General features: G+C 73.1%; 18 protein-coding genes and 1 riboswitch. Of the genes, 3 read left to right on the top strand and 15 right to left on the bottom strand.

Going from position 1 to position 20,952, the window contains the following annotated elements; translation table 11 throughout:
- Nucleotides 1–32 precede the first annotated feature (32 nt).
- The 6 genes from cobC to cobM are packed head-to-tail and all read right to left on the bottom strand — an operon-like array spanning nt 33 to nt 6,353.
- Nucleotides 33–1,106 (bottom strand): Rv2231c family pyridoxal phosphate-dependent protein CobC, encoded by a 1,074-nt coding sequence (gene cobC / locus VXC91_RS10070; protein ID WP_329506738.1) that lies wholly within the window; start codon nt 1,104–1,106, stop codon nt 33–35.
- Nucleotides 1,096–2,028 (bottom strand): sirohydrochlorin chelatase, encoded by a 933-nt coding sequence (locus VXC91_RS10065; RefSeq protein ID WP_329506736.1) that lies wholly within the window; start codon nt 2,026–2,028, stop codon nt 1,096–1,098. The genes cobC and VXC91_RS10065 overlap by 11 nt, the downstream gene beginning before the upstream one ends.
- Entirely contained in the window at nt 2,025–2,609 is a 585-nt protein-coding gene (locus VXC91_RS10060; protein ID WP_329506735.1) for a precorrin-8X methylmutase, read from the bottom strand. The genes VXC91_RS10065 and VXC91_RS10060 overlap by 4 nt, the downstream gene beginning before the upstream one ends.
- Entirely contained in the window at nt 2,606–4,300 is a 1,695-nt protein-coding gene (gene cobJ / locus VXC91_RS10055) for a precorrin-3B C(17)-methyltransferase (RefSeq protein WP_329506734.1), read from the bottom strand. Before cobJ ends, VXC91_RS10060 begins: the two co-directional genes overlap by 4 nt.
- Nucleotides 4,297–5,538: a precorrin-6y C5,15-methyltransferase (decarboxylating) subunit CbiE gene (gene cbiE / locus VXC91_RS10050; RefSeq protein WP_329506733.1), complete on the bottom strand. Its 1,242-nt coding sequence runs from the start codon at nt 5,536–5,538 to the stop codon at nt 4,297–4,299. Before cbiE ends, cobJ begins: the two co-directional genes overlap by 4 nt.
- Entirely contained in the window at nt 5,535–6,353 is an 819-nt protein-coding gene (cobM, locus tag VXC91_RS10045; protein WP_329506731.1) for a precorrin-4 C(11)-methyltransferase, read from the bottom strand. Before cobM ends, cbiE begins: the two co-directional genes overlap by 4 nt.
- A 103-nt stretch (nt 6,354–6,456) precedes the next feature.
- Between cobM and VXC91_RS10040 the strand changes: the two genes are divergently transcribed.
- Complete coding sequence (locus VXC91_RS10040; protein WP_329506729.1) at nt 6,457–7,185, top strand: ZIP family metal transporter; 729 nt, start codon at nt 6,457–6,459, stop codon at nt 7,183–7,185.
- Between the two features lie 11 nt (nt 7,186–7,196).
- Here the strand turns inward: VXC91_RS10040 and cobI are convergent, their stop codons facing one another.
- The 7 genes from cobI to VXC91_RS10005 are packed head-to-tail and all read right to left on the bottom strand — an operon-like array spanning nt 7,197 to nt 18,035.
- Nucleotides 7,197–7,928, bottom strand: coding sequence for a precorrin-2 C(20)-methyltransferase (cobI, locus tag VXC91_RS10035; protein ID WP_329506727.1), 732 nt, complete (start codon nt 7,926–7,928; stop codon nt 7,197–7,199).
- Nucleotides 7,925–9,277: a cobyrinate a,c-diamide synthase gene (locus VXC91_RS10030; protein ID WP_329506725.1), complete on the bottom strand. Its 1,353-nt coding sequence runs from the start codon at nt 9,275–9,277 to the stop codon at nt 7,925–7,927. The genes cobI and VXC91_RS10030 overlap by 4 nt, the downstream gene beginning before the upstream one ends.
- Nucleotides 9,277–9,876: a cob(I)yrinic acid a,c-diamide adenosyltransferase gene (gene cobO / locus VXC91_RS10025; RefSeq protein WP_329506723.1), complete on the bottom strand. Its 600-nt coding sequence runs from the start codon at nt 9,874–9,876 to the stop codon at nt 9,277–9,279. Before cobO ends, VXC91_RS10030 begins: the two co-directional genes overlap by 1 nt.
- Entirely contained in the window at nt 9,876–11,873 is a 1,998-nt protein-coding gene (locus VXC91_RS10020) for a putative cobaltochelatase (RefSeq protein WP_329506721.1), read from the bottom strand. Before VXC91_RS10020 ends, cobO begins: the two co-directional genes overlap by 1 nt.
- Nucleotides 11,870–15,577, bottom strand: a complete 3,708-nt coding sequence (gene cobN / locus VXC91_RS10015; RefSeq protein WP_329506719.1) for a cobaltochelatase subunit CobN — start codon at nt 15,575–15,577, stop codon at nt 11,870–11,872. Before cobN ends, VXC91_RS10020 begins: the two co-directional genes overlap by 4 nt.
- On the bottom strand, nt 15,574–17,082 hold the full coding sequence (locus tag VXC91_RS10010) for a cobyric acid synthase (RefSeq protein ID WP_329506717.1): 1,509 nt from the start codon (nt 17,080–17,082) through the stop codon (nt 15,574–15,576). Before VXC91_RS10010 ends, cobN begins: the two co-directional genes overlap by 4 nt.
- Complete coding sequence (locus VXC91_RS10005) at nt 17,079–18,035, bottom strand: cobalamin biosynthesis protein (RefSeq protein ID WP_329506715.1); 957 nt, start codon at nt 18,033–18,035, stop codon at nt 17,079–17,081. The genes VXC91_RS10010 and VXC91_RS10005 overlap by 4 nt, the downstream gene beginning before the upstream one ends.
- A gap of 101 nt (nt 18,036–18,136) precedes the next feature.
- Nucleotides 18,137–18,276: riboswitch (cobalamin riboswitch) on the bottom strand.
- Nucleotides 18,277–18,692: 416 nt separating this feature from the next.
- Between VXC91_RS10005 and VXC91_RS10000 the strand changes: the two genes are divergently transcribed.
- Nucleotides 18,693–18,929 carry a DUF397 domain-containing protein gene (locus tag VXC91_RS10000; protein WP_329506713.1) on the top strand — a complete coding sequence of 79 codons (237 nt, stop codon included), beginning with the start codon at nt 18,693–18,695 and terminating at the stop codon, nt 18,927–18,929.
- The gene (locus VXC91_RS09995) at nt 18,830–19,138 is read left to right on the top strand and encodes a hypothetical protein (RefSeq protein WP_329506712.1); all 309 of its coding nucleotides are present in this window, start codon (nt 18,830–18,832) and stop codon (nt 19,136–19,138) included. The genes VXC91_RS10000 and VXC91_RS09995 overlap by 100 nt, the downstream gene beginning before the upstream one ends.
- 122 nt (nt 19,139–19,260) lie before the next feature.
- On the opposite strand, the gene VXC91_RS09990 is transcribed toward VXC91_RS09995, so the two are convergent.
- The gene (locus tag VXC91_RS09990) at nt 19,261–19,476 is read right to left on the bottom strand and encodes a hypothetical protein (protein ID WP_059128708.1); all 216 of its coding nucleotides are present in this window, start codon (nt 19,474–19,476) and stop codon (nt 19,261–19,263) included.
- 12 nt (nt 19,477–19,488) lie between these two features.
- Nucleotides 19,489–20,757, bottom strand: a complete 1,269-nt coding sequence (locus tag VXC91_RS09985) for an inorganic phosphate transporter (protein ID WP_329506709.1) — start codon at nt 20,755–20,757, stop codon at nt 19,489–19,491.
- Nucleotides 20,758–20,952 lie beyond the last annotated feature (195 nt).

The raw sequence follows: 20,952 nt of genomic DNA, 5'->3' as shown, positions 1-20,952 counted from the left end.
AGGGCGGTGACGTCGGCGGGACGGTGATCCATTCACCCCGCCGCCAGCGTCACCGCCCGGTCCAGAGCCTGCAGAAAGCGGTTCACCGTCACCCTGTCCCGCACCGCCAGCCGGAGCCACTCCTTTCCCAGTCCGGGGAACGTGTCCCCGCGCCGCACCGCGAACCCAAGGTCACGCAGGTGACGGCGCACGGCCGGCGCCCGCTCCAGGCGGACCAGGACGAACGGTCCCTCCGCGGGCTCGGCGACGTACAGCCCGTCGGGCCCGAACTCCCGCAGCCCCGCCACGAGGTGCGCCCGGTCCGACGCGACCCGGTGGGCCGCGTGTGCGGCCTCCGCCAGCGCCCGCGGCGCCGCGCAGGCCTCGGCGGCCACCAGCGCGGGCATGGACACCGGCCACAGGGGCTGCGCCCGCTCCAGCTCGGCGATCGTCCCAGGGTCGGCCAGGACGTAACCGATGCGCAGACCCGCCAGGCCCCAGGTCTTGGTCAGGCTGCGCAGGACCACGAGCCCGGGCACGTCCGTCCGGCCCGCCAGCGCCTCCCTTTCCCCGGGCACCGCGTCCATGAACGCCTCGTCGACCACCAAGGTCCGCCCACGGCGGGCGAGTTCGGTGATCAAGGCCGCCGGGTGCAGCACCGACGTCGGGTTCGTGGGGTTCCCGATCACCACCAGGTCCGCGTCCTCGGGGACCAGCGCGGGGTCGAGGCGGAAGCCGTCCCGCTGCCGCAGCAGCACCCGGTCCACCACGTGCCCGGCATCCTGCAACGCGGCCTCGGGCTCCGTGAACTGCGGGTGCACGACCACCGGGTGACGCGCCCTCAGGGCCCGCGCGAGCAGGACGAAGGCCTCGGCCGCACCCGCCGTGAGCAGCACGCGCTCGGTCGGCAGCCCGTGGCGTCCTGCCACCGCTGCTCGGGCGGCCCGCCCGTCGGGATACGCCGCGAGCCCGCCCAGTGACCCCGCGATCACCTCGAGCAGCCATGGCGGAGGCGTGTCCGCGCGCACGTTCACCGCGAGGTCCGTCAGTGCGGCACCGTCGTCACGGACCTCGGCGTCCCCGTGGTGCCGCAGGTCGTGCTGCCCGCCGTCGTGTTCAGTGCGCATGGGAGTGTGCGTGTCCGCCATGGTGGTGGCCGTGACCGTGGTGGTGGCCGTCGTCGTCCGGGTGGAAGTGCGGCTGCTGCGGCAGGCCCGCCTTGTCCTCGAAGCCGGGCAGTGCGATTCGGTACACGCATGAGTCGCAGTTCATCCGCAGATCACCCTTCACGGCCTCCTCGTACCGCTCCATCACCAGGTCGAGCAGCTCCGGCTCGGGCCCGATGACGTCCGCCGTGCGCACCTCGGTCTCCGGATGCGCCTCCGCCCAGCCCTCGGCCTGCTGCCGCACCCGGTCCGGCAGGACGCCCGTGAAGAGGAAGTAGGGCAGGACGACCATCCGACGCGCGCCCAGCTTCGCGCATCTGTCGAGGCCGCTCGGGACGTCCGGCGCCGCCAGCGACACGAACGCCGTCTCGACCCCGGCATATCCGCGCCCTTCCCACAGCAGCCGCGCGGCCTTGTGCACCTCGGCGTTGGCGTCCGGGTCCGTCGAACCGCGGCCGACCAGCAGCACGGTCACATCGGACCGGTCCGCGGGCGTGCGGGCGGTGCCCCCCAGCGCTTCGTCGAGGCGCCGCTCCAGAACCTCCAGCAGCGCCGGGTGCGGGCCCAGCGGGCGGCCGTAGGTGTACGAGATCCCCGGGTGCCGCTCCTTCTCCCGGGCCAGCGCCGCCGGGATGTCCCCCTTCGCGTGCCCGGCGGACACCAGCATCAGCGGCACCGCGGCGAAACGGCGGACCCCGCGCGCCACCAACTCGCCCACCGCCTCGCCCAGCGGCGGCGCCGACAGCTCGATGAAGCCGCCCGCGACGGGCACTTCGGGGTGCCGGCGCCCCAGCTCCCGCACGAAGGCGCGGAACGCCTCGGCTCCGGCCTCGTCCCGGGTGCCATGGCCGGCGATGAGCAGGGCGGGCGGCGGGGTGGTCACAGGGTCTCCTTCGAAGTGGGGTGATACAGCAGAGCGTTCAGCGCGGCGGCGGCGACCGCCGAACCGCCCTTCTCGGACACGTTGCTCACGGCGGGCAGCCCGCTCTCGCGCAATGCGGCCTTGGACTCGGCGGCGCCGACGAAACCGACGGGCAGGCCGATCACGAGCGCGGGCGAGGCATCCAGTTTCAGCAGCTCCTCCAGAGCGGTCGGGGCGCAGCCGATCACCCAGAGCGCTCCGGGGCCGACATCCTCGTACGCGAGCCGGATCGCATGCGCCGAACGCGTCAGCCCGGGGCCGGATCCGGCGTCCTTCAGCCGGCAGACCGTCGTCCTGCGGGTGATTCCGGCCGCGACCATCTCGACGTCCACGACCACCGGCGCCCCGTCGTGCAGCGCGGCGTGTGCCGGCACCAGGTCGCCCTCGTTCATGACGAGGTCGTCCGCGTAGCCGAGGTCGGCGGCGGAGTGGACGACCCGCTCCACCACGGCCCGGGTCAGCGGCGCGAAGTGCGAGGTGTCCAGGCGGGCGCGCAGCCGCCGGAAGGACTCCTGCTCGATCGGGTGGACCACACGGTTCATCGGGCGTCCTCCTGCCGGTCGTCCTGCCAGCGGTAGCCACGCGGCGTCACCATGCGTCCCGCGATCTCACGGGTCGCCGTGTTGCCCACGGTCACGACAGTCATCATGTCGACCGTCGCCGGGTCGAGCGAGGCCAGTGTCGTCAGACGGCTGGACTCGTCCGGTCGCGACGCGTTCCGTACGACACCGACCGGCGTCGTCGGCGCCCGGTGTCCGCCGAGGATCGCGAGCGCCATCGGCAACTGCCGGTCACGGCCCCGGCTGCGCGGGTTGTAGAAGGTCACGACGAGGTCCGCCTCGGCCGCCGCCCGCACCCGGCGCTCGATGACGTCCCAGGGGGTGTGCAGGTCGGAGAGGCTGATCGACACATGGTCGTGGCCCAGAGGTGCGCCGAGGATCGCGCCGGCCGCGAGCGCGGCCGTCACGCCGGGGACCCCGACCACGTCGATGTCGTCGGACGCCTCGGCCAGCGCGGGCGACGCCATCGCGTACACACCGGCGTCCCCGCTGCCGACCAGCGCGACGGCGTGCCCCTTCCGCGCCTCGCCGACCGCCGTGCGTGCCCGTGCCTCCTCGGCGCCGAGGCCCGACTGAAGGACCCGGGTGCCGGGGCGCAGCAGATCGCGGATCCGGTCGACGTACTGGTCGAGGCCGACCACGACCGACGCGCGCCCCAGCTCCGCCTTCGCACGCGGAGTCAGCAGGTCCCGGGCACCCGGCCCGAGTCCGACGACGGCCAGTCGCCCGCGCCCCGGGCGGCGGACGACGGCACAGGTCGCCGTCGCGGGACGGGCGGCCGACTTCCGCTTGGGCACGAGGAGTTCACCGCCCTGCACGAGCGCCGCCGCCTCCGCCACCGAGGGCGTGCCGACGGCGGCGAGCGGCGCGTCGGAGGGGTTGGGCACGTCCACCTCCGCCAACACGTCGGCGGGGTAGGTCACCAAGGGCACCCCGAGCCGCCGTGCCGCCTCGACGATGCCCGGTTCGTCCGCCTTGGCGTCGACGGTGGCCAGCTCGGCGAGCGACGCCGCGCAGAGCCCGGCGTCCCGCAGCGTGCCCTCGATCAGTTCGACGATCTCCTCGACGGGGGCGCCCCTGGAGGCACCGACGCCGACCACGAGGGTCGGCGGCCGCAGCACGACCTCCCGCTCGGCAGGCCCGAGGACCGCATCGGTGACACGGATCGTGTAAGCGCCCTCGGCGGCGACCGGCAGCGGGGGCAGCGGCCAGTTCACCTCCGCCTTCAGGGCGACCGGTTCGCCGTCCAGCAGCGCTCGTGAGACCCCGGCGACATCGCCCTCCACCGGGAACCCGAGCGTGTCGAGGCCCGGCAGACCCACGGAGTCCGTCGCCGTCGTCACCACGGGGAGCGCCCCCAGCGACTCGGCCACCTCATGGGCGAGTGCGTTGGCCCCGCCCGCGTGCCCGCCCACGAGGGACACCGCGAATCGCCCGCCCTCGTCGATGCACACCACCCCCGGGTCGGAGGTCTTGTCCCCCAGCAGCGGCGCCAGCAACCGCACGACGGCCCCCGTGGCCAGGAAGCAGACGAGCTGCTCGCACTCCGCGAAGGCGGCCCGCACGGCGTCCCCGACGGGCCCGTCGTACACCCTCGTGCGATCCGGCCACATCGCGGCCAGCCGGTCCCGTGCCGCCGTCCCCGCCGCGGTGGCGGAAATGAGGCCGATCACTGAGCAACTCCTTCGGTCCGCGCCGGAGGCCGCGTGCCCCACAGCAGAAAAACAGGGTTGGTCGCCGCGAGCCGGGTCACGTCCCCCGGCAGCGGCGCGAGCCGCGACGACTGCAGCAGCACACCGTCGCAGGAGAACCCCGCCGCGACGAGAGCCTCGCGCGCCGCCGGCACGCGGTCCAGGGAGGCCATGGCGATCACCACGGTCCGCCGGGCACGCGCCGCGCACGCGGTCACGATCGCGGGCAGCTCGCGTCCGCCGCCGCCGACGAACACCGCGTCGGGGTCGGCGAGACCCTCGAGCGCCGTCGGCGCCGTCCCGTGCACCACGTGGACGTCCACGTGATGCGCCGTCGCGTTGGCCCGGATCCGCTCCACCCCGTCGGACGTCCTCTCGACCGCGGTGACGGCGGCACCCAGCCGGGCGCACTCGACGGCGACCGACCCGGAGCCGGCACCGACGTCCCAGACCAGATCGCCCAGACGCGGACCCAGCCGGGCCAGCGCCAGGGCGCGCACCTCGAACTTGGTGATCATCGAGTCGCGGTGCGCGAACCCGCCCTCGTCCAGGGCCCACCCGGACGGGCCGGGCGGCGGTCCGGCGACCGTGCCCATGGGACCCGGCGCCCGCGACGGGTCGAGGCACAGCACCACGCTCACTGCTGCGCCCCAGTCGCGTGCCGCCGCCTCCGCGGGCGTCACCCGCTCCACCCGCTCGTGCTCCGGGTCGCCGAGCGCGCTCGCCACCACCAGCACGCGCTCGCCGCAGCCATGGGCGAGGGCCGCTCCCAGCTCGGCGGGACCGGCACCGGGGCCCGTGAGGACGGCGACCTTCGCACGTGCCCTGCACACGTTCACCGCCGTGCGCAGCTCACGCCCGTGTGCGCTGACCACCACCGCGTCGTCCCACGGCAGTCCGAGCCGCGCGAAGGCGGTCGCCACGGAGGACACACCCGGCCGCACATCGAGCCGCTCGGGACCGAACCGCTCGGCCAGCACCCGGACGATCCCGAAGAAGCCGGGGTCGCCTGAGGCGAGGACCACGACCCGCCGCCCCTGGTCGAGATGCTGCTCGACCACGTCGAGAGCGGGGGCCGGCGGCCCGAGCACGATCCGCTCCGCCTCCCGCGGCTCCAGAGCCGCCTCCAGATGCCGCCGTGCGCCCACCACGAGGTCCGCACCGGCCGTCACGCCGGCGGGAAGCGGTGCCCCCGTGCCCGTACCGACCACCGTGATCATGTGCTCGCACCCCGTGCGCGCAGGGCCTTGCGGGCCTCGGGGTCGGCCTTGCGGTAGCCGTGGAAGTGGCCGGGGTGGTAGAGGTGCGAGCGCGTGCCGTGCGCGTCGAGTGCCGGCCCGACCAGGAACAGCGTGTGCTTCCAGAGCCTGTGTTCCTTGACCGTCTCCTCCAGCGTGCCGATGGTGCACTTCACGACGAGCTCCTCGGGCCAGGTCGCCTGATGGGCCACGACGACCGGGGTGGTGGTCGGGTAGCCGCCCTCCAGCAGCTCCCGGACGAGCTGGCCGCTGCGCGCCGCCGACAGGAAGATCGCCATGGTGGTGCCGTGCCGCGCGAACTCGCGCACTTCCTCACCGGGCGGCATCGGCGTCCTGCCGCCGCCGAGCCGGGTGAGGACGACGGACTGCGCCACCTCGGGGATCGTCAGCTCACGCCGGGCGAGCGCGGCGACGGCGGAGAAGGACGAGACACCCGGCACGACCTCCGTCTCGATGCCGAGTGCGGCACACCGGTCGAGCTGCTCCTGCGTGCCGCCCCACAGGGCCGGGTCGCCGGAGTGGATACGGGCGACGCGCAGGCCCTCTTCACGAGCACGCCGGTAGACGGCGACGACGCCCTCCAGGGACATGGTCGCCGAGTCGAGGATCTCGGCGCCCTCGCGCGCGTGTTCAAGGATCTCCGCCTGCACCAGGCTGGCCGCCCAGATCACGATGTCCGCCTCGGCGATGGCCCGCGCGGCACGGAACGTCAGCAGGTCGGCGGCGCCCGGGCCGGCACCGACGAAGGTCACCTTGCCGGTGGGGGCATCGGCCATGGGAATGTTTCCTCTCCTACGAAAGTTCGAGCAGTGCGGAACACCGGTGCGCGCAGGGCCGCCGGTCCCCTGCACACCGGGATCGATTGGATAGCAAGGTCATATGGCGGTCTTCGTCGCGCTCGGCGCGTTCTTGATGACGCTGGCGGGCGGCTGGACGGCGCAACGCGTGACCGACCGCCGTCATCTCGTCCTCGGTCTGGCCGGCGGACTGATGCTCGGGGTGGTGGGTCTGGACCTGCTGCCGGAGGCGCTGCATGCGGCGGGCGGCGAGGTGTTCGGCGTACCGGCCGCGTTGCTGCTGTTCGTGGCCGGCTTTCTGCTGGCCCACCTGGTGGAGCGGCTGCTGGCCGCGCGCCGTGCCGCACACGGGGCGGACGAGCACAACCACCGTGCGCCCGAGGTGGGCCTGACGGCGGCCGCTGCCATGGTCGGGCACAGCGCCATGGACGGCGTCGCGATCGGTGCCGCGTTCCAGGTGGGCGGCGGCATGGGCGCGGCGGTCGCGCTGGCGGTCGTCGCGCACGACTTCGCGGACGGCTTCAACACCTACACGATCACCAGCCTGTACGGGAACGCGCGCCGCAGGGCGGTGACGATGCTGCTGGCGGACGCGGTGGCGCCGGTCGTCGGAGCCGCGTCCACCCTGGCCTTCGCGATCCCGGAGCGGCTGCTCGGCGGGTATCTCGGTCTCTTCGGCGGAGCGCTGCTCTACCTGGCCGCCGCCGAGATCCTTCCCGAGGCGCACCACGTCCACCCCGCCCGTTCGACCCTGCTGTGCACGATCGCGGGCGCCGCTTTCATCTGGCTGGTGGTCGGCCTCGCGGGCTGATCTGCCGCCGGTCACAGCTTGCCGCCCCGGGTGCCGTAGCGCCGGGCGGGAGCGATGAGGGTGGACAGGTAGGGCAGCGGACCGTCCTCGAGGTCGGCGGCCGGCCGGACGGACTCCTCCGGCAGCCCGAGTGCGGACCCCCACACCGCATCATCGAGGCGGCCGGTCTCCCGCAGCGCCCGGGCGACTTCGTGCGCCTGCCGCCCGAACTTGTACGCGACGACCGTGCCGGGCCCGCCGAGGGCGTCCTTGAGCACGGCGGCGCCCGCGGTCACGGGAACCAGCGTGAGCGGTTCGGTGCCCTCGGTCAGGACGGCCCCCGACCGCGCGGCGAGGTCCTGCATGGCGGTGATGCCGGGCACCGTCTCGACGACGGTCCCCGGCACCAGGGCCTGGACCGTGTGTGCGAGATAGGTGAAGGTCGAGTACACGTTGGGATCGCCGATGGTGGCGAAGGCGACGGCGGGGTGCCGCCCGAGGAGCCCGGCCACGCGCTCCCCGGCGGCGTCCCAGGCCGCCTCGCGCCGCGCGCGGTCGGTGCGCTCGTTGAGCGCGAACACCACACGTACGACCTTCTCCTCGGGCACGTAGTGCAGCACGGTCGCCTCGGCGCGCCCGCGCTCGAGTGTGTCCATCACGGGTACGACGACGACGTCGGCGGCACGCAGAGCGTTGACGCCCTTGACGGTCACCAGCTCGGGGTCGCCGGGGCCCACCCCGACTCCGATCAGCCTGCTGCTCATGACGTCCGGCACCTCTCCACGAACCGACCGGCCACGCCGGGCCCGGCGGCCCAGTGCGTGTGCAGATAACTCGCGTGCACACCCTGTTGCACAAAACCTTCGACGCGCCGAAGGGCGCGCACCCCCCAGGCGGGAGCCGCCCCCGCACCGGGCTCGACGACCGTGCGGTGGAACTCGTGGCCGCGCATCCGCGTGCCGGCCGCCGCGAGGACGCTGTCGCCGACGGCCACCGCGTCCCGGTAGCCGAGGGTGAGCCGTTCGTTCATGTGGGCGGCCGCGTCGAGCACCCCGCACATCGGCCGGCCGTCCAGCTCGCGGCACAGGTACAGCAGCCCGGCGCACTCGGCGGCGACCGGTGCGCCGCCGAGCGCAAGAGCGGCGACGGCCTCGCGGAGGGGTTCGTTGGCGGAGAGTTCGGGGGCGTACACCTCCGGGAACCCGCCGCCGATCACCAACCCGCCGGTGCCGTCGGGCAGTCGCTCGTCACGGAGGGGGTCGAAGGTGACCACCTCGGCTCCGGCGGCGGCGAGCAGTTCGGCGTGCTCGGCGTAGGAGAAGGTGAAGGCCGGGCCACCGGCCACGGCGACCACCGCGCGTTCGCCGGTGCCGGTGACGGGCGGCTCCCAGGTCGGGCCGGACAACGCCCCCGCGCTTCGCGCCAGCCCGAGCAACGCCTCGAGATCGCACCCCTCGCGTACCTGCGCGGCCATGGCGGCGACGGCCTCCACCGCCTCCGCCTGCCGTTCGGCGACCGGTACCAGCCCGAGGTGACGCGACGGCGTGTCCACCTGGGGCGCCCGCCGCAGCATGCCCAGCACCGGCATCCCGGCCGAGTCCAACGCCTCGCGCAGCAACTCCTCGTGCCGGTCCGATGAGACCTTGTTCAAGATCACGCCCCCGACCCGGACCTCCGGATCCCAGGAGGCGAACCCGTGCACCAGCGCGGCCACCGACCGCGACTGCGACGAGGCGTCGACCACGAGCACCACCGGCGCCCGCAGCAGCTTCGCCACATGCGCGGTGGATGCCAGTTCACCCTCGCCCGCGGCCCCGTCGAACATCCCCATCACGCCCTCGACGACGGCGAGGTCGCAGGCGCGTGCCCCGTGCAGGAAGAGCGGTGCGATCAGCTCCGGTCCGCACAGGTAGGCGTCGAGGTTCCGCCCCACGCGCCCGGTGGCGAGCGTATGGTACCCGGGATCGATGTAGTCGGGTCCCACCTTGTGCGGGGACACGGCGAGCCCCCGTCCGGCGAAGGCCGCCATCAACCCCGTGGCCACGGTGGTCTTACCGCTGCCCGAGGAGGGCGCGGCGATGACCAGCCGGGGGACGGACGACGGGGAGGACATCACCACTCGATGCCCTTCTGGCCCTTCTGCCCGACGTCCATCGGGTGCTTGACCTTGGACATGTCCGTCACGAGGTCGGCGAGGTCGACGAGTTCCTCGGGCGCGTTCCGCCCGGTGATCACGACATGCTGGGTGCCCGGCCGGTCCCGCAGGACGTCCACGACCTCGTCGGTGTCGACCCAGCCCCAGTGCAGCGGGTAGGCGAACTCGTCGAGCACGTACAGCCGGTACGTCTCTGCGGCCAGGTCACGCTTGACCTGCTCCCAGCCCTCGCGGGCCCTCTCCTCGTTGTCCATCTGATCGTCGCGCTGCACCCACGACCAGCCCTCGCCCATCTTGTGCCAGTCGACGGTGCCGCCCTGTCCCGAGGCGCCGAGGACCCGCAGCGCGTTCTCCTCGCCGACCTTCCACTTGGCCGACTTGACGAACTGGAACACCCCGATCGGCCAGCCCTGGTTCCAGGCGCGCAGCGCGAGCCCGAAGGCCGCGGTCGACTTGCCCTTGCCGACGCCCGTGTGCACGACGACGAGCGGTCGGTTGCGGCGCTGACGGGTCGTCAGGCCGTCCTTCGGCACGACACTCGGCTGTCCCTGCGGCATCAGGCGGCCCTCCTCGCGGTCCTCTGCGACTCCTGCACGTTCCGTACAAGGCCGGTGATGCTGTCCGCCCGCAACCCGTCCAGCGTCACCGCCGTACCGCCCAGCTCCCCGGCGAGCCGCCCGGCCAGGCCCAGGCGCACCGGCCCCGACTCGCAGTCCACGACCACGGACGCGACACCCTCGGCGGCCAGCAGGGCCGCGGCCCGCCCCGCCAGCGCCACCGGTTCGGCGCCCCCCGTGGCCCGCCCGTCGGTCACCACCACGACCAGGGCCCGCCGCGCGGGGTCCCGCAGTCGCTCGACCCGCAGCACGTCATGGGCCTTGAGCAGCCCGGCGGCCAGCGGCGTCCTGCCTCCCGTCGGCAACGACTTCAGCCGGGCCGCCGCGGCGTCCACCGACGAGGTCGGCGGCAGCGCGACGTCGGCCGCCGAACCCCGGAAGGTCACCAGCCCCACCTTGTCCCGTCGCTGATAGGCATCGAGCAGCAGGGACAGCACGGCGCCCTTGACGGCGCCCATCCGCTGCCGGGCCGCCATGGACCCGGAGGCGTCGACCACGAACAGCACGAGGTTCCCCTCGCGTCCCTCCCGCGTCGCCTGGCGCAGATCGTCCCGTCGCACCACGAGTCCGGGGCCCGACCGACCGCGCGCCCGCTGGTGCGGAGCCGCCGCCCGCACGGTCGCCGCCAGGTGCAGTTCGGTGAGCGCCCCCCGGGGCCGCCGAGCCCCGGTGGTCCGCCCGTGTTCGGTGCGCGCCCGGGACCGCCGCCCCGCCGCACCGTCGCCGAGCCCCGGCACGGTCAGCACCTTCGTGCGGAACGGCTGTGAGGCCCGAACGGCCTGCTGCTCCCCGGCGCCGGAGGCCCCCGGCTGCCCGCTCTCCCCGGCCTCGGGCCGCGCGGCGGTGTCACCGCCCTGTGGGGCGTCGTCCGGAGACGGTCGCCCGCCGCCGGGCCCGCCGGGATCCGGATCCGGGTCGTCGTCCGGGCCGCCGAACTCCTCCAGCGTCTCGTCGAGCCTGTCCTCGTCGAGTCCCGGCGCGTCGAAGGGGTTGCGCCGCCGCCGGTGCGGCAGGGCGAGCAGCGCGGCCTGCCGCACGTCCTCCGCGTGCACGTCGGTGCGCCCGGCCCAGGCGGCCAGCGCGGTGGCCGTGCGGGCCATCACGATGTCGGCCCGCATGCCGTCCACCTCGAACGCGGCGCAGGTCGCCGCGATCTGCCGGAGCGCCCCGTCCCCGAGCCGCACCGAGGGCAGCAGCTCGCGCGCGGCCACGATCCTGGCCCGGACCGCCGCCTCCTCCTCGGCCCAGCGCGCCGCGAAAACCTCGGGGTCGTCGTCGTGGGCGAGCCGCCGCCGGACGACCTCCACGCGCTGGTCGGGCTCGCGCGAGGCGGACACCTCGACCGTCAGCCCGAACCGGTCGAGCAGCTGCGGCCGCAGCTCGCCCTCCTCGGGGTTCATGGTGCCGACGAGCAGGAAGCGGGCGGCGTGGCGTACGGAGACGCCCTCGCGCTCGACGTACGAGGCACCCATCGCGGCCGCGTCCAGCAGCAGGTCGACGAGGTGGTCGTGGAGGAGGTTGACCTCGTCGACGTACAGGATCCCGCGGTGCGCGTCGGCGAGCAGGCCGGGTTCGAAGGCCTTCACGCCCTCGGCCAGTGCCCGTTCGATGTCGAGGGCACCCACGAGCCGGTCCTCGGAGGCGCCGACCGGCAACTCCACCATGCGGGCGGGCCGTTTCGTGCCGGCCGCCGTCTTGTGGGGCCCGTCCGGGCAGTTCGGGTCCGGCGCCGCGGGGGCGCAGGAGAAACGGCACCCGGGGACCACGTCCACCGCCGGCAGCAGCGCCGAAAGGGCGCGTACGGCCGTGGATTTGGCGGTGCCCTTCTCGCCGCGCACCAGCACACCGCCGACCGCCGGGGACACGGCGTTCAGCAGCAGCGCGAGCCGCAGGTCGTCCTGGCCGACGACGGCCGTGAACGGAAACGGGGTACTCACTTCTCGTCGCCCTCCAAGTCGCCCTCCAGCTCCAGGTAGGTGGCGCGCAGCCGCTCCAGCGTGTCCGCGTCCGGCTCGGCCCACAGGCCGCGCTCGGCCGCCTCCAGCAGCCGCTCGGTGATGCCGCGCAGCGCCCAGGGGTTGGACTTCTTCATGAAGTCCCGGTTCTCGGCGTCGAAGACGTACTCGGCGCTGAGCTTCTCGTACATCCAGTCGTCGACCACGCCGGCCGTGGCGTCGTACCCGAAGAGGTAGTCCACGGTCGCCGCCATCTCGAAGGCGCCCTTGTAGCCGTGGCGCCGCATGGCCGCCATCCAGCGCGGATTGACGACACGGGCGCGGAAGACCCGGCGGGTCTCCTCGCCCAGCGTGCGGGTCTTGACCTGGTCGGGCACGGCGGAGTCGCCGACATACGCCTCGGGGGACGCGCCGGTCAGATGCCTGACCATCGCGACCATTCCGCCGTGGTACTGGAAGTAGTCGTCCGCGTCGACGAGGTCGTGCTCGCGGGTGTCGACGTTCTTGGCGGCGACGGCGATCCGCCGGAACGCGGTCTCCATGTCCCCGCGTGCCGCCCGCCCGTCGAGCCCGCGCCCGTATGCGTAGCCGCCCCACACCGCGTACACCTCGGCGAGGTCCGCGTCGCTGCGCCAGTTGCGGGCGTCGATCAGCGGCAGCAGGCCGGCGCCGTACGCGCCCGGCTTGGACCCGAAGATGCGGGCCGTCGCGCGCCGCCGGTCGCCGTGCTCGGCGGTGTCCTCGTCGGCGTGGGCGCGGACGAAGTTCTGCTCGGCGGGCTCGTCCAGCTCGGCGACGGCTCGTACGGCGTCGTCGATGAGCCCGACGACATGCGGGAACGCGTCGCGGAAGAAGCCCGAGATGCGGACCGTGACGTCGATGCGCGGGCGGCCGAGTTCGGCCAGGGGCACGATCGTGAAACCGGTCACGCGCCGGGAGGCGTCGTCCCAGACCGGGCGGCAGCCGAGCAGTGCGAGGATCTCGGCGATGTCGTCGCCCTGGGTACGCATGGCCGATGTGCCCCAGACGGTCAGGCCGACCGACTCCGGGTACGCGCCGGTGTCGCTCAGATACCGCGCGACCAGCGAGTCCGCGAGCGACTGCCCGACCTCCCAGCTCAGCTTCGACGGAATGGCCTTGGGGTCGACGGAGTAGAAGTTTCGGCCGGTCGGCAGGACGTTGACGAGACCGCGGGTCGGAGAGCCGGAGGGACCGGCCGGGACGTAACCGCCGTCGAGGGCCTTGAGGATGTGGCCGATCTCGTCGGTGGTCCGGGCGAGCCGGGGCACGACCTCCGTACAGGCGAACTCCAGGACGGCCACGGCAGCGGGCAGTTCGGTGCCGAGGACGTCCCGTACCAGGACGGGGACGGCGGCCGTGTCCCAGGCACGCTCCTCCATGCCTTCCGCGATCCGCCGGCACAACTGCTCCAGCAGGTCGACGGCGTCCGCGGCGCTCCGTGCGGGACCGTCCGCCCGATCCGTCAGCTCCACCGGCACCTTCACCGGCGCGCCCGGCTCGGCGAGCAGCTCCTTCTCGACCAGGCCGAAGTGCTCGGCCAGCGACGCCCTCAGACCCGGGAGCGCGTTCGCCTGCCCGCCCCACACCTGCGCGGAGCGCAGCACGGCGAGTACGAGGTTCACGCGCGGCTCGCCGACCGGGCCACCGCCCAGGATGTGCAGACCGTCCCTGATCTGGACGTCCTTGATCTCGCACAGATATCCGTCGATGTGCATGACGAAGGCGTCGAACGCCTCGTCGTCCGGCTGCTCGCCCACCTGCAGGTCATGCTGCAGCTCAGCGGCCTTGACGAGGGTCCAGATCTGCGCGCGCACCGCGGGCGCCTTGGCCGGGTCCAGGTCGGAGACGAGTGCGTACTCGTCGAGAAGCTGCTCCAGCTTCGCCAGGTCGCCGTAGATGTCGGCGCGCGCCATCGGCGGTACGAGGTGGTCGACGACCGTGGCGTGCCCGCGCCGCTTGGCCTGGGTGCCCTCGCCGGGGTCGTTGACGATGAAGGGGTAGACCAGCGGGAGGTCGGCGAGGACGGCGTCCGGCGCGCAGCCCCGGCTCAGGCCGAGTCCCTTGCCCGGCAGCCACTCCATCGTGCCGTGCTTGCCCATGTGCACGATCGCATCGGCCCGGAAGGTGTTCTCCAGCCAGCGGTAGGCCGCCATGTAGTGGTGCGAGGGCGGCATGTCGGGGTCGTGGTAGATCGCGACGGGGTTCTCGCCGAAGCCGCGTGGTGGCTGGATCATCACCACGACGTTGCCGAACCGGAGGGAGGCGAGAACGATGTCGTCCCCGTCGACGTACAGACCGCCCGGCGGCTCCCCCCACGCTTCCAGCATCGCGTCCCCGAGCTCCGGGTCCAGCGTGTCGAACCACGCCCGGTAGTCGGCGAGCGGCACCCGTGCGGGCGCGGCCGCCAACTGCTCCTCGGTCAGCCACTCGACGTCATGGCCCCCGGCCTCGATGAGCCGGTGGATCAGCTCGTCACCGCCCGAGGGGTACTCGGTCAGGCCGTACCCCGCGTCCCGGAGCGCGTCCAGCACCCGTATCGCCGAAGCGGGGGTGTCGAGCCCGACCGCGTTGCCGACCCGCGAGTGCTTGGTCGGGTAGGCGGTGAAGACGAGCGCGAGCCTCTTCTCCGCGTTCGGCTTGTGCTTCAGCAGGGCGTGGCGCACGGCGATCCCGGCGACGCGCGCGGACCGATCCGGGTCGGCCACGTACACCGGGACGTCGTCCGGGCCCTGCTCCTTGAAGGAGAACGGGACCGTGACGAGACGGCCGTCGAACTCCGGGATCGCGACCTGCATTGCCGCGTCCATGGGGGTCAGGGCCGCGTCGGACGCGTCCCACGCGGACCGCGTCGAGGTGAGGCAGAGGCCCTGCAGCACCGGGACGTTCAGGTCGGCGAGCGCGCCGATGTCCCAGGACTCCTCGCCCTCCCGTCTCCCGCCACCGCCCTCGACGGAGGCGCTTCGCACCACTGGGTCCGGTCCGCCCGCCGACGCCTGCGAGGCGTGCGTGCCGCCGGCGGCGAGCACCGTGGCGACGAGCGTGTCGGCCTTCGACAGCATCTCGTACAGCCGCGCGTCGGCGCCGCGCAGTGAACCGCAGTACACCGGGAGGGCGTTGGCGCCCCGTTCCTCGATCGCGTCACACAGGGTGTCCACGAAGGCGGTGTTGCCGCTGAGTTCGTGAGCCCGGTAGAACAGCACGCCCACGGTGGGGCGACCCTCGACGTAGGCGCGTGCTCCGTGGATGCCGTACTCGGGCATCTTCTGCGGTTCGGCGAACCCCTCGCCGGTCAGCAGCACGGTGTCGGAGAGGAAGCGGGCCAGCTCGGTGAGGTTGGCGGGACCGCCCTCGACCAGGTAGCGCAGGGCTTCTGCCACGACGCCCGCGGGCACGGACGACTCGGCCATCAACTCCGCGTCCGGGACCGCCTCGCCACCGAGCAGCACGGTCGGGATGCCGGAAGCCTTGAGGGCAGCGAGCCCGTCCTCCCAGGCGCGCTTGCCGCCCAGCAGCCGGACGACGGCGATGTCCGCGCCCTCCATCAGCCCCAAAAGCTCCTCCGTGACCTCCACGCGCGTCGGGTTGCCGATCCGGTAGGGCGCGCCGGAGGCACGGGCCGCCAGGAGATCGGTGTCGGCCGTCGACAACAACAACACAGTGCTCATGCGGGCGCTCCCGGGGGAAGGAAGGGCAGTCCTTGCGGCGCGCCCGACTCGATGAGCCGCCAGAGCGCGTCCGTGTCGGCGTGCTGTTCGATCAGATCGCCGAGCCGGTCGAGCTGTTCCTCGCGCAGCGCGGCGAACGACGTGCCGGGGGCCGGCACGAAGCGGCGGCCCGCGGCGGCCGCCACCTCGCGCAGGAAGGCCCGCCGGAAGCCGTCCGACTCGAGAGAGCCGTGCCAGTGGGTGCCCCACACCGCTCCCACCCGGCAGCCGTCCAGAAAGGGTTCCCCGCCGGTCACCTCGGCGACCCCGTGGTGGATCTCGTAGCCCTCGACATGCTCGCCGAGGGCCTGGCCGACCGGTCGGGTCAGGGTCTTCTCGCGGGCGAACCGCACCCGGACGGGAAGCACTCCGAGTCCGTCGACGCGGCCCCGGCGGCTTTCCACCTCGTCCTCGATGTGTTCGCCGAGGATCTGGAAACCACCGCAGATGCCGAGCGTCGGGCGTCCCTCGGCGGCCGTGCGGACAAGCGCGTCGGCGAGCCCGCGTGCGCGCAGCCACTCGAGGGCCCGAACGGTTCCCCGCGTGCCCGGGACCACCACCAGATCCGCGTCGGCGAGTTCCTCCGGCCGGTCCACGAACCGTACGACGACGCCGGGTTCGGCGGCGAGGGCGTCCACGTCCGTGAAGTTGGACATGAGGGGGAGGGCGCAGACGGCGACGCGCAGCACGTCCTCACCGACGGGGGCGGAGACCTCGGACTCGCGTCCGGCGCCCCGCAGGGACACCCTCAGCCCGTCCTCCTCGTCGATCCCGAGTCCGTGCCGGAAGGGGAGGACCCCGTACGTCCGGCGCCCGGTGAGGCCATGCAGCATGTCCAGCCCCGGCTCCAGCAGGGAGACGTCCCCGCGGAACTTGTTGACCAGGAAGCCGGCGACGAGCTCCTGGTCCTCGCGCGACAGCAGGGCGACCGTGCCGAAGAACGAGGCGAACACGCCCCCGCGGTCGATGTCGCCCACGATGAGCACGGGCAGGCGCGCGCCCCGCGCGATCCCCATGTTGACGATGTCGGTACGCCGCAGATTGATCTCGGCCGGACTGCCGGCCCCCTCACAGATCACCGCGTCATACGTGCCCCGCAACTCGGCGAGGCAGTCGAGTACGGTGCCGAGGAGCAGCTGCTGCCGCCCCCCGTGGTACCCGCGCGCGCTCAGCTCGCCGACGGGCTTCCCCAGCAGTACCACCTGACTGCTCTGCTCGCCCCCGGGCTTGAGCAGGACGGGGTTCATCAGTGCGGTCGGCTCGATGCGGCACGCCTGGGCCTGCATGGCCTGCGCCCGCCCGATCTCGGCACCCTCGCGGGTGACGAAGGAGTTGAGTGACATGTTCTGCGCCTTGAAGGGCGCCACCTTGACGCCCTGGCGTACGAGCCAACGGCAGATCCCCGCGGTGACGACGCTCTTGCCCGCGTCGGAGGTGGTGCCGGCGACGAGCAGTCCGCCGTTCATGACGTACGTCCCTTCGGGAGAAACCTTCGGCCGAGCAGCCGCCCGGCGACCGTGACGCCGAGCGCGAGCGTGGTGACGCGTCGGGAGAGCCGTACGGCCCGTTCGACGTCGTCGACGCGGACCGCGCGTCCCCCGCCGTTCAGCACCGGCCGGTGCTCGACCCGTCCCCCGTAGGACAGCGTCCCGCCCAGTCGCACCCCGAGGGCCCCCGCGAACGAGGCCTCCACAGGACCGGCGTTGGGGCTCGGGTGCTCGGCGGCGTCAGCGCGCCAGACACGGGCGGCTCCCCTCGGATCCGGACCCGATGCCGCCGCGAGGGCGGCGGTGAGGCGTGCGCCCGGCCATCCCGCGAGATCGTCGAGGCGGGCGGAGGCCCATCCGTAGCGCCGGTAACGAGGCGACGTGTGGCCGACCATGGCGTCGAGAGTGTTGACGGCCCGGAAGCCGACGAGTCCGGGCACCCCGCCCACCGCGCCCCACACCAGCGCGCCCACCACGGCGTCCGAGGTGTTCTCGGCGACGGACTCGACCACGGCCCGTGCGATCCCGTCGGCGTCCAGTGCCTGCGGATCACGCCCGCACAGGTGGGGCAGCCGTGCGCGGGCGGCCTCGACGTCGCCCGCTTCCAGCGCACGCCCGATCGTGCGGGCCTCCCGGGCGAGCGACGTCCCCCCGACGACGGCCCAGGTGGTGGCGGCGGTCAGGGCGACGGAGGCCGCGGGAGACGGACGTACGGCCGACGCGGTGAGGGCCGCGAGCGACACGGCACCACCCACGCACACGGCGGTGTGCAGCGCGCCCCACCCGCGGTGGTCCCGCCACAGCACCCGCTCCACGGCGCCCGCGGCCCGCCCGAACGCGGCGACCGGATGCCCGCGGCGCGGATCGCCGAACAGGTGGTCACCGAGGAGGCCGACGGCGGCGCCGTACGCGAAGAGGCGATCGGCACCCACCGGCTCAGCCGACCGCGGGGTAGGGCAGGACCCGGTTGCTGGACCTCGAACGGCAGCCGCTCATGGCGATATGTCCTCACTCAGGGTGTCCACGCCCTGGTTCGACGAGATCGGCGGTGAGAGTTCCTGGCTCCCGGGGGATTTCTTCCCCGGTGACAGTGGCGGGACCGCGCCGGACTCACACCGGCTTCCTCTCCTGCCGCCGTACTGGCCCCGGCAGTCCACCACGCCCCGGAACACCCGTCAACTTGCTCTTGACCTGCGAAGCTGCGGTGTGCTGAGGCCCACATCGCTGACCTGCCGTCAGCCAACCGAATCGACGCCTTCTGCGCTCTTTCCAGGCGGGGAACCTGGGAAGACCAGGGGACGGCAGTACAAGCGGAGACAAAGACGAAGAATGCGGAGAGCGCCGACGAGCGGCATTGGGTGATTCGTCGCGGGGAGGCGAACCTGGTGCGGCCGGGCCTCTGTTGCCTGCGGCAGCGGCGAAAACACGGCGCCCTGGGGCGTTGCGCTGAGGACGCCGGGTCGGTGCGCTGACGGTGAGACGGAGGTCGGTGTGATCGGCAGGGCGGCGCGAGTCCGGCTCAAGAGCAGTTACTCGGAAGCCGAAACCAACGACTGTGTCGAAGTCGCCCTGGAGGGGCGCACATTCTGGTGCGTGACTCGAAACGGCGCACCGGCCCGGTGCTCGTCTTTCGCCGCACCGCATGGTGTGGTTTGCTGACCGGACTCGAGAACCCCGGCAGTGGACGGTTTCTGAAGGTCCGTCCGAAGGACGGGAGGGGACCCACATGGGGGACAGGGCCAAGGATGTCTCGGCGCGCGCGGGAGGTCCCCGCGCTCCGCGTACCGCGCTGTCGTCGGCGGCCCCGCTGGCGCTCTTCTCCCTGACCACAGGGATGTTCGCGGTGGGCGTCGGCGCGCTCGCCGCACTGCTCGTCCCGGGGTCCCTGGCACGGGCCCTCGTCTGGTTGGTGGTGACGATCGCCGCGGCGTCCTGCGCGGGCCTGTGGTGGGGCCTCACCCCGGTCCCGGAGCGTCTCCGTGCTCTCGACCGGGCTGTGGCGACGGTCCGTCCACGGGGCTCGGGAACCCGCTGATCCCCCGGGGCCGTGCCGCTGCCGAGCGGCCGCGCAGGGCCCGGCCGACGTTCGCCGCGAGGGCGTTGACGACCGCCGCGCCGAGCTATGCGTGCCCGATCGGGCGGACGAGCCGTGGCGGGTCAGGAGACGATCAGAAAGATCCCGTACCCGACCGCCGCCGCGCACGCCGCGAAACAGGCGTACGCGCCGGTGACCGCGAGGGCGGCCGTACCGCCCCGGGCCGATTCCTTCTTCGTCAGGCTCACGACGCCCAGGGTGAACAGGCCCACCAGGGCCACGGTGACCACGAGGCTGACGCCGAAGACGGAGCCGAGGGCTGCCCAGTCGATGTTCATGAGGGTGCTTCCTTATACCGTCGCGGGGCTGGCCGGCTCCGCGGAGGGGCCTGAGTTCTGGGCCGGGATGGCGGCCGGCCGGCCGGCGGCGTCCGTCGTGGCGCCGGCCGACACGACCGGGCCCGCCGGCGGTGGGATCACCGCGGCGATCGCCGTCGTGACGACACCCGCGGAGTCGGTCTCGACGTCGTTGACGTTGTCGACCGTGACCGGCTTGCGGCGGGACAGCGTCCGGACGACGCCGGCGCCGGCCACCAGCAGCACGCCGGTGGCGACCGTGCCCCATGTGCCCTGCTTGGTGAGGAGTTCGGCGCCCGCGCCGACGAGGCCGGCGGCCGGGAGCGTCAGGCCCCAGGCGACGAACATCCGGGTCGCGGTGGACCAGCGGACCACGCCGCCCTTGCGGCCGAGGCCGGCCCCCATGACGGCGCCGGAGCAGACCTGGGTGGTGGAGAGTGAGAAGCCTATGTGCGAGGAGGCGAGGATCGCGGTCGCCGCGCTGGTCTGGGCGGCGAAGCCCTGCTGCGGCGCGAGGTCGGTCAGGCCCTTGCCCAGGGTGCGGATGATGCGCCAGCCGCCGAAATAGGTGCCGAGTGCGATGGCCAGGCCGGCCGAGACGATGACCCAGACGGGAGGGTTGGAGCCGGGGGCGATGACACCGCCGGTGACCAGCGCCAGGGTGATGATGCCCATCGTCTTCTGGGCGTCGTTGGTGCCGTGGGCCAGGGAGACCAGGGCGGACGAGGCGATCGATCCGGCGCGGTAGCCCTTCGCGGTGGCCTTGTCGTCGGTGCGGCTGCCGATGACGTACGACAGGCGCGTCGCGAGCATGGCGGCGAGGCCCGCCACGATCGGTGCGGCGACCGCGGGGATCAGGACCTTGGTGACGATCGTCGAGCCGTTCACCGCGGACCAGCCGGCCGAGGAGACGGCGGCGCCGATCAGACCGCCGAACAGGGCATGGGAGGAACTGGAGGGCAGGCCGAGGAGCCAGGTCAGCAGGTTCCACAGGATGGCGCCCACGAGCGCCGCGAAGATCACTTCGACGCGTATGCCCTGCTCGTTGATGATGCCGCCGGAGATGGTCTTGGCGACCTCGACGGAGAGGAAGGCGCCGACGAGGTTCAGCACGGCGGACATCGCCACGGCCGTCTTGGGTCTCAGGGCGCCGGTCGAGATGGTTGTCGCCATCGCGTTGGCGGTGTCGTGGAAACCGTTCGTGAAATCGAACACGAAAGCGGTGACGATCACGATTCCGAGGAGGAGCGTGATGTGTTCCATTTACCCAGGCTTCTGTGGGAGGTCATTGGCCCGTTGAACGTAGGAAACCTGGGTGAACGGAAGGTGAACTGAAGAGGTCTTGAGGGTGTATCAACCGGGGTGCCGCCGCCCCGTGCAGGGCGGGGCGGCGGCGGTTGCACGTTCGAACGAAAGCGGAATCCCGGACTCCGGATGGCCTTTCCCGGGTCCTCGCTG

It is taken from the genome of Streptomyces chiangmaiensis, from assembly GCF_036281785.1.
GTDB lineage: Bacteria > Actinomycetota > Actinomycetes > Streptomycetales > Streptomycetaceae > Streptomyces > Streptomyces chiangmaiensis.
The sequence above is the reverse complement of the archived record's forward strand: the minus strand, read 5'-3'. Positions and strand labels throughout refer to the sequence as shown.

Coding starts and splice junctions, on each gene's coding strand:
- cobC (WP_329506738.1), bottom strand. CDS start 1,106: ATGCGCACTGAACACGACGGCGGGCAGCACGACCTGCGGCACCACGGG.
- VXC91_RS10060 (WP_329506735.1), bottom strand. CDS start 2,609: ATGAACCGTGTGGTCCACCCGATCGAGCAGGAGTCCTTCCGGCGGCTG.
- cbiE (WP_329506733.1), bottom strand. CDS start 5,538: ATGATCACGGTGGTCGGTACGGGCACGGGGGCACCGCTTCCCGCCGGC.
- cobM (WP_329506731.1), bottom strand. CDS start 6,353: ATGGCCGATGCCCCCACCGGCAAGGTGACCTTCGTCGGTGCCGGCCCG.
- VXC91_RS10040 (WP_329506729.1), top strand. CDS start 6,457: ATGGCGGTCTTCGTCGCGCTCGGCGCGTTCTTGATGACGCTGGCGGGC.
- cobI (WP_329506727.1), bottom strand. CDS start 7,928: ATGAGCAGCAGGCTGATCGGAGTCGGGGTGGGCCCCGGCGACCCCGAG.
- VXC91_RS10030 (WP_329506725.1), bottom strand. CDS start 9,277: ATGTCCTCCCCGTCGTCCGTCCCCCGGCTGGTCATCGCCGCGCCCTCC.
- cobO (WP_329506723.1), bottom strand. CDS start 9,876: ATGCCGCAGGGACAGCCGAGTGTCGTGCCGAAGGACGGCCTGACGACC.
- cobN (WP_329506719.1), bottom strand. CDS start 15,577: ATGAGCACTGTGTTGTTGTTGTCGACGGCCGACACCGATCTCCTGGCG.
- VXC91_RS10010 (WP_329506717.1), bottom strand. CDS start 17,082: ATGAACGGCGGACTGCTCGTCGCCGGCACCACCTCCGACGCGGGCAAG.
- VXC91_RS09995 (WP_329506712.1), top strand. CDS start 18,830: ATGGGGGACAGGGCCAAGGATGTCTCGGCGCGCGCGGGAGGTCCCCGC.
- VXC91_RS09990 (WP_059128708.1), bottom strand. CDS start 19,476: ATGAACATCGACTGGGCAGCCCTCGGCTCCGTCTTCGGCGTCAGCCTC.
- VXC91_RS09985 (WP_329506709.1), bottom strand. CDS start 20,757: ATGGAACACATCACGCTCCTCCTCGGAATCGTGATCGTCACCGCTTTC.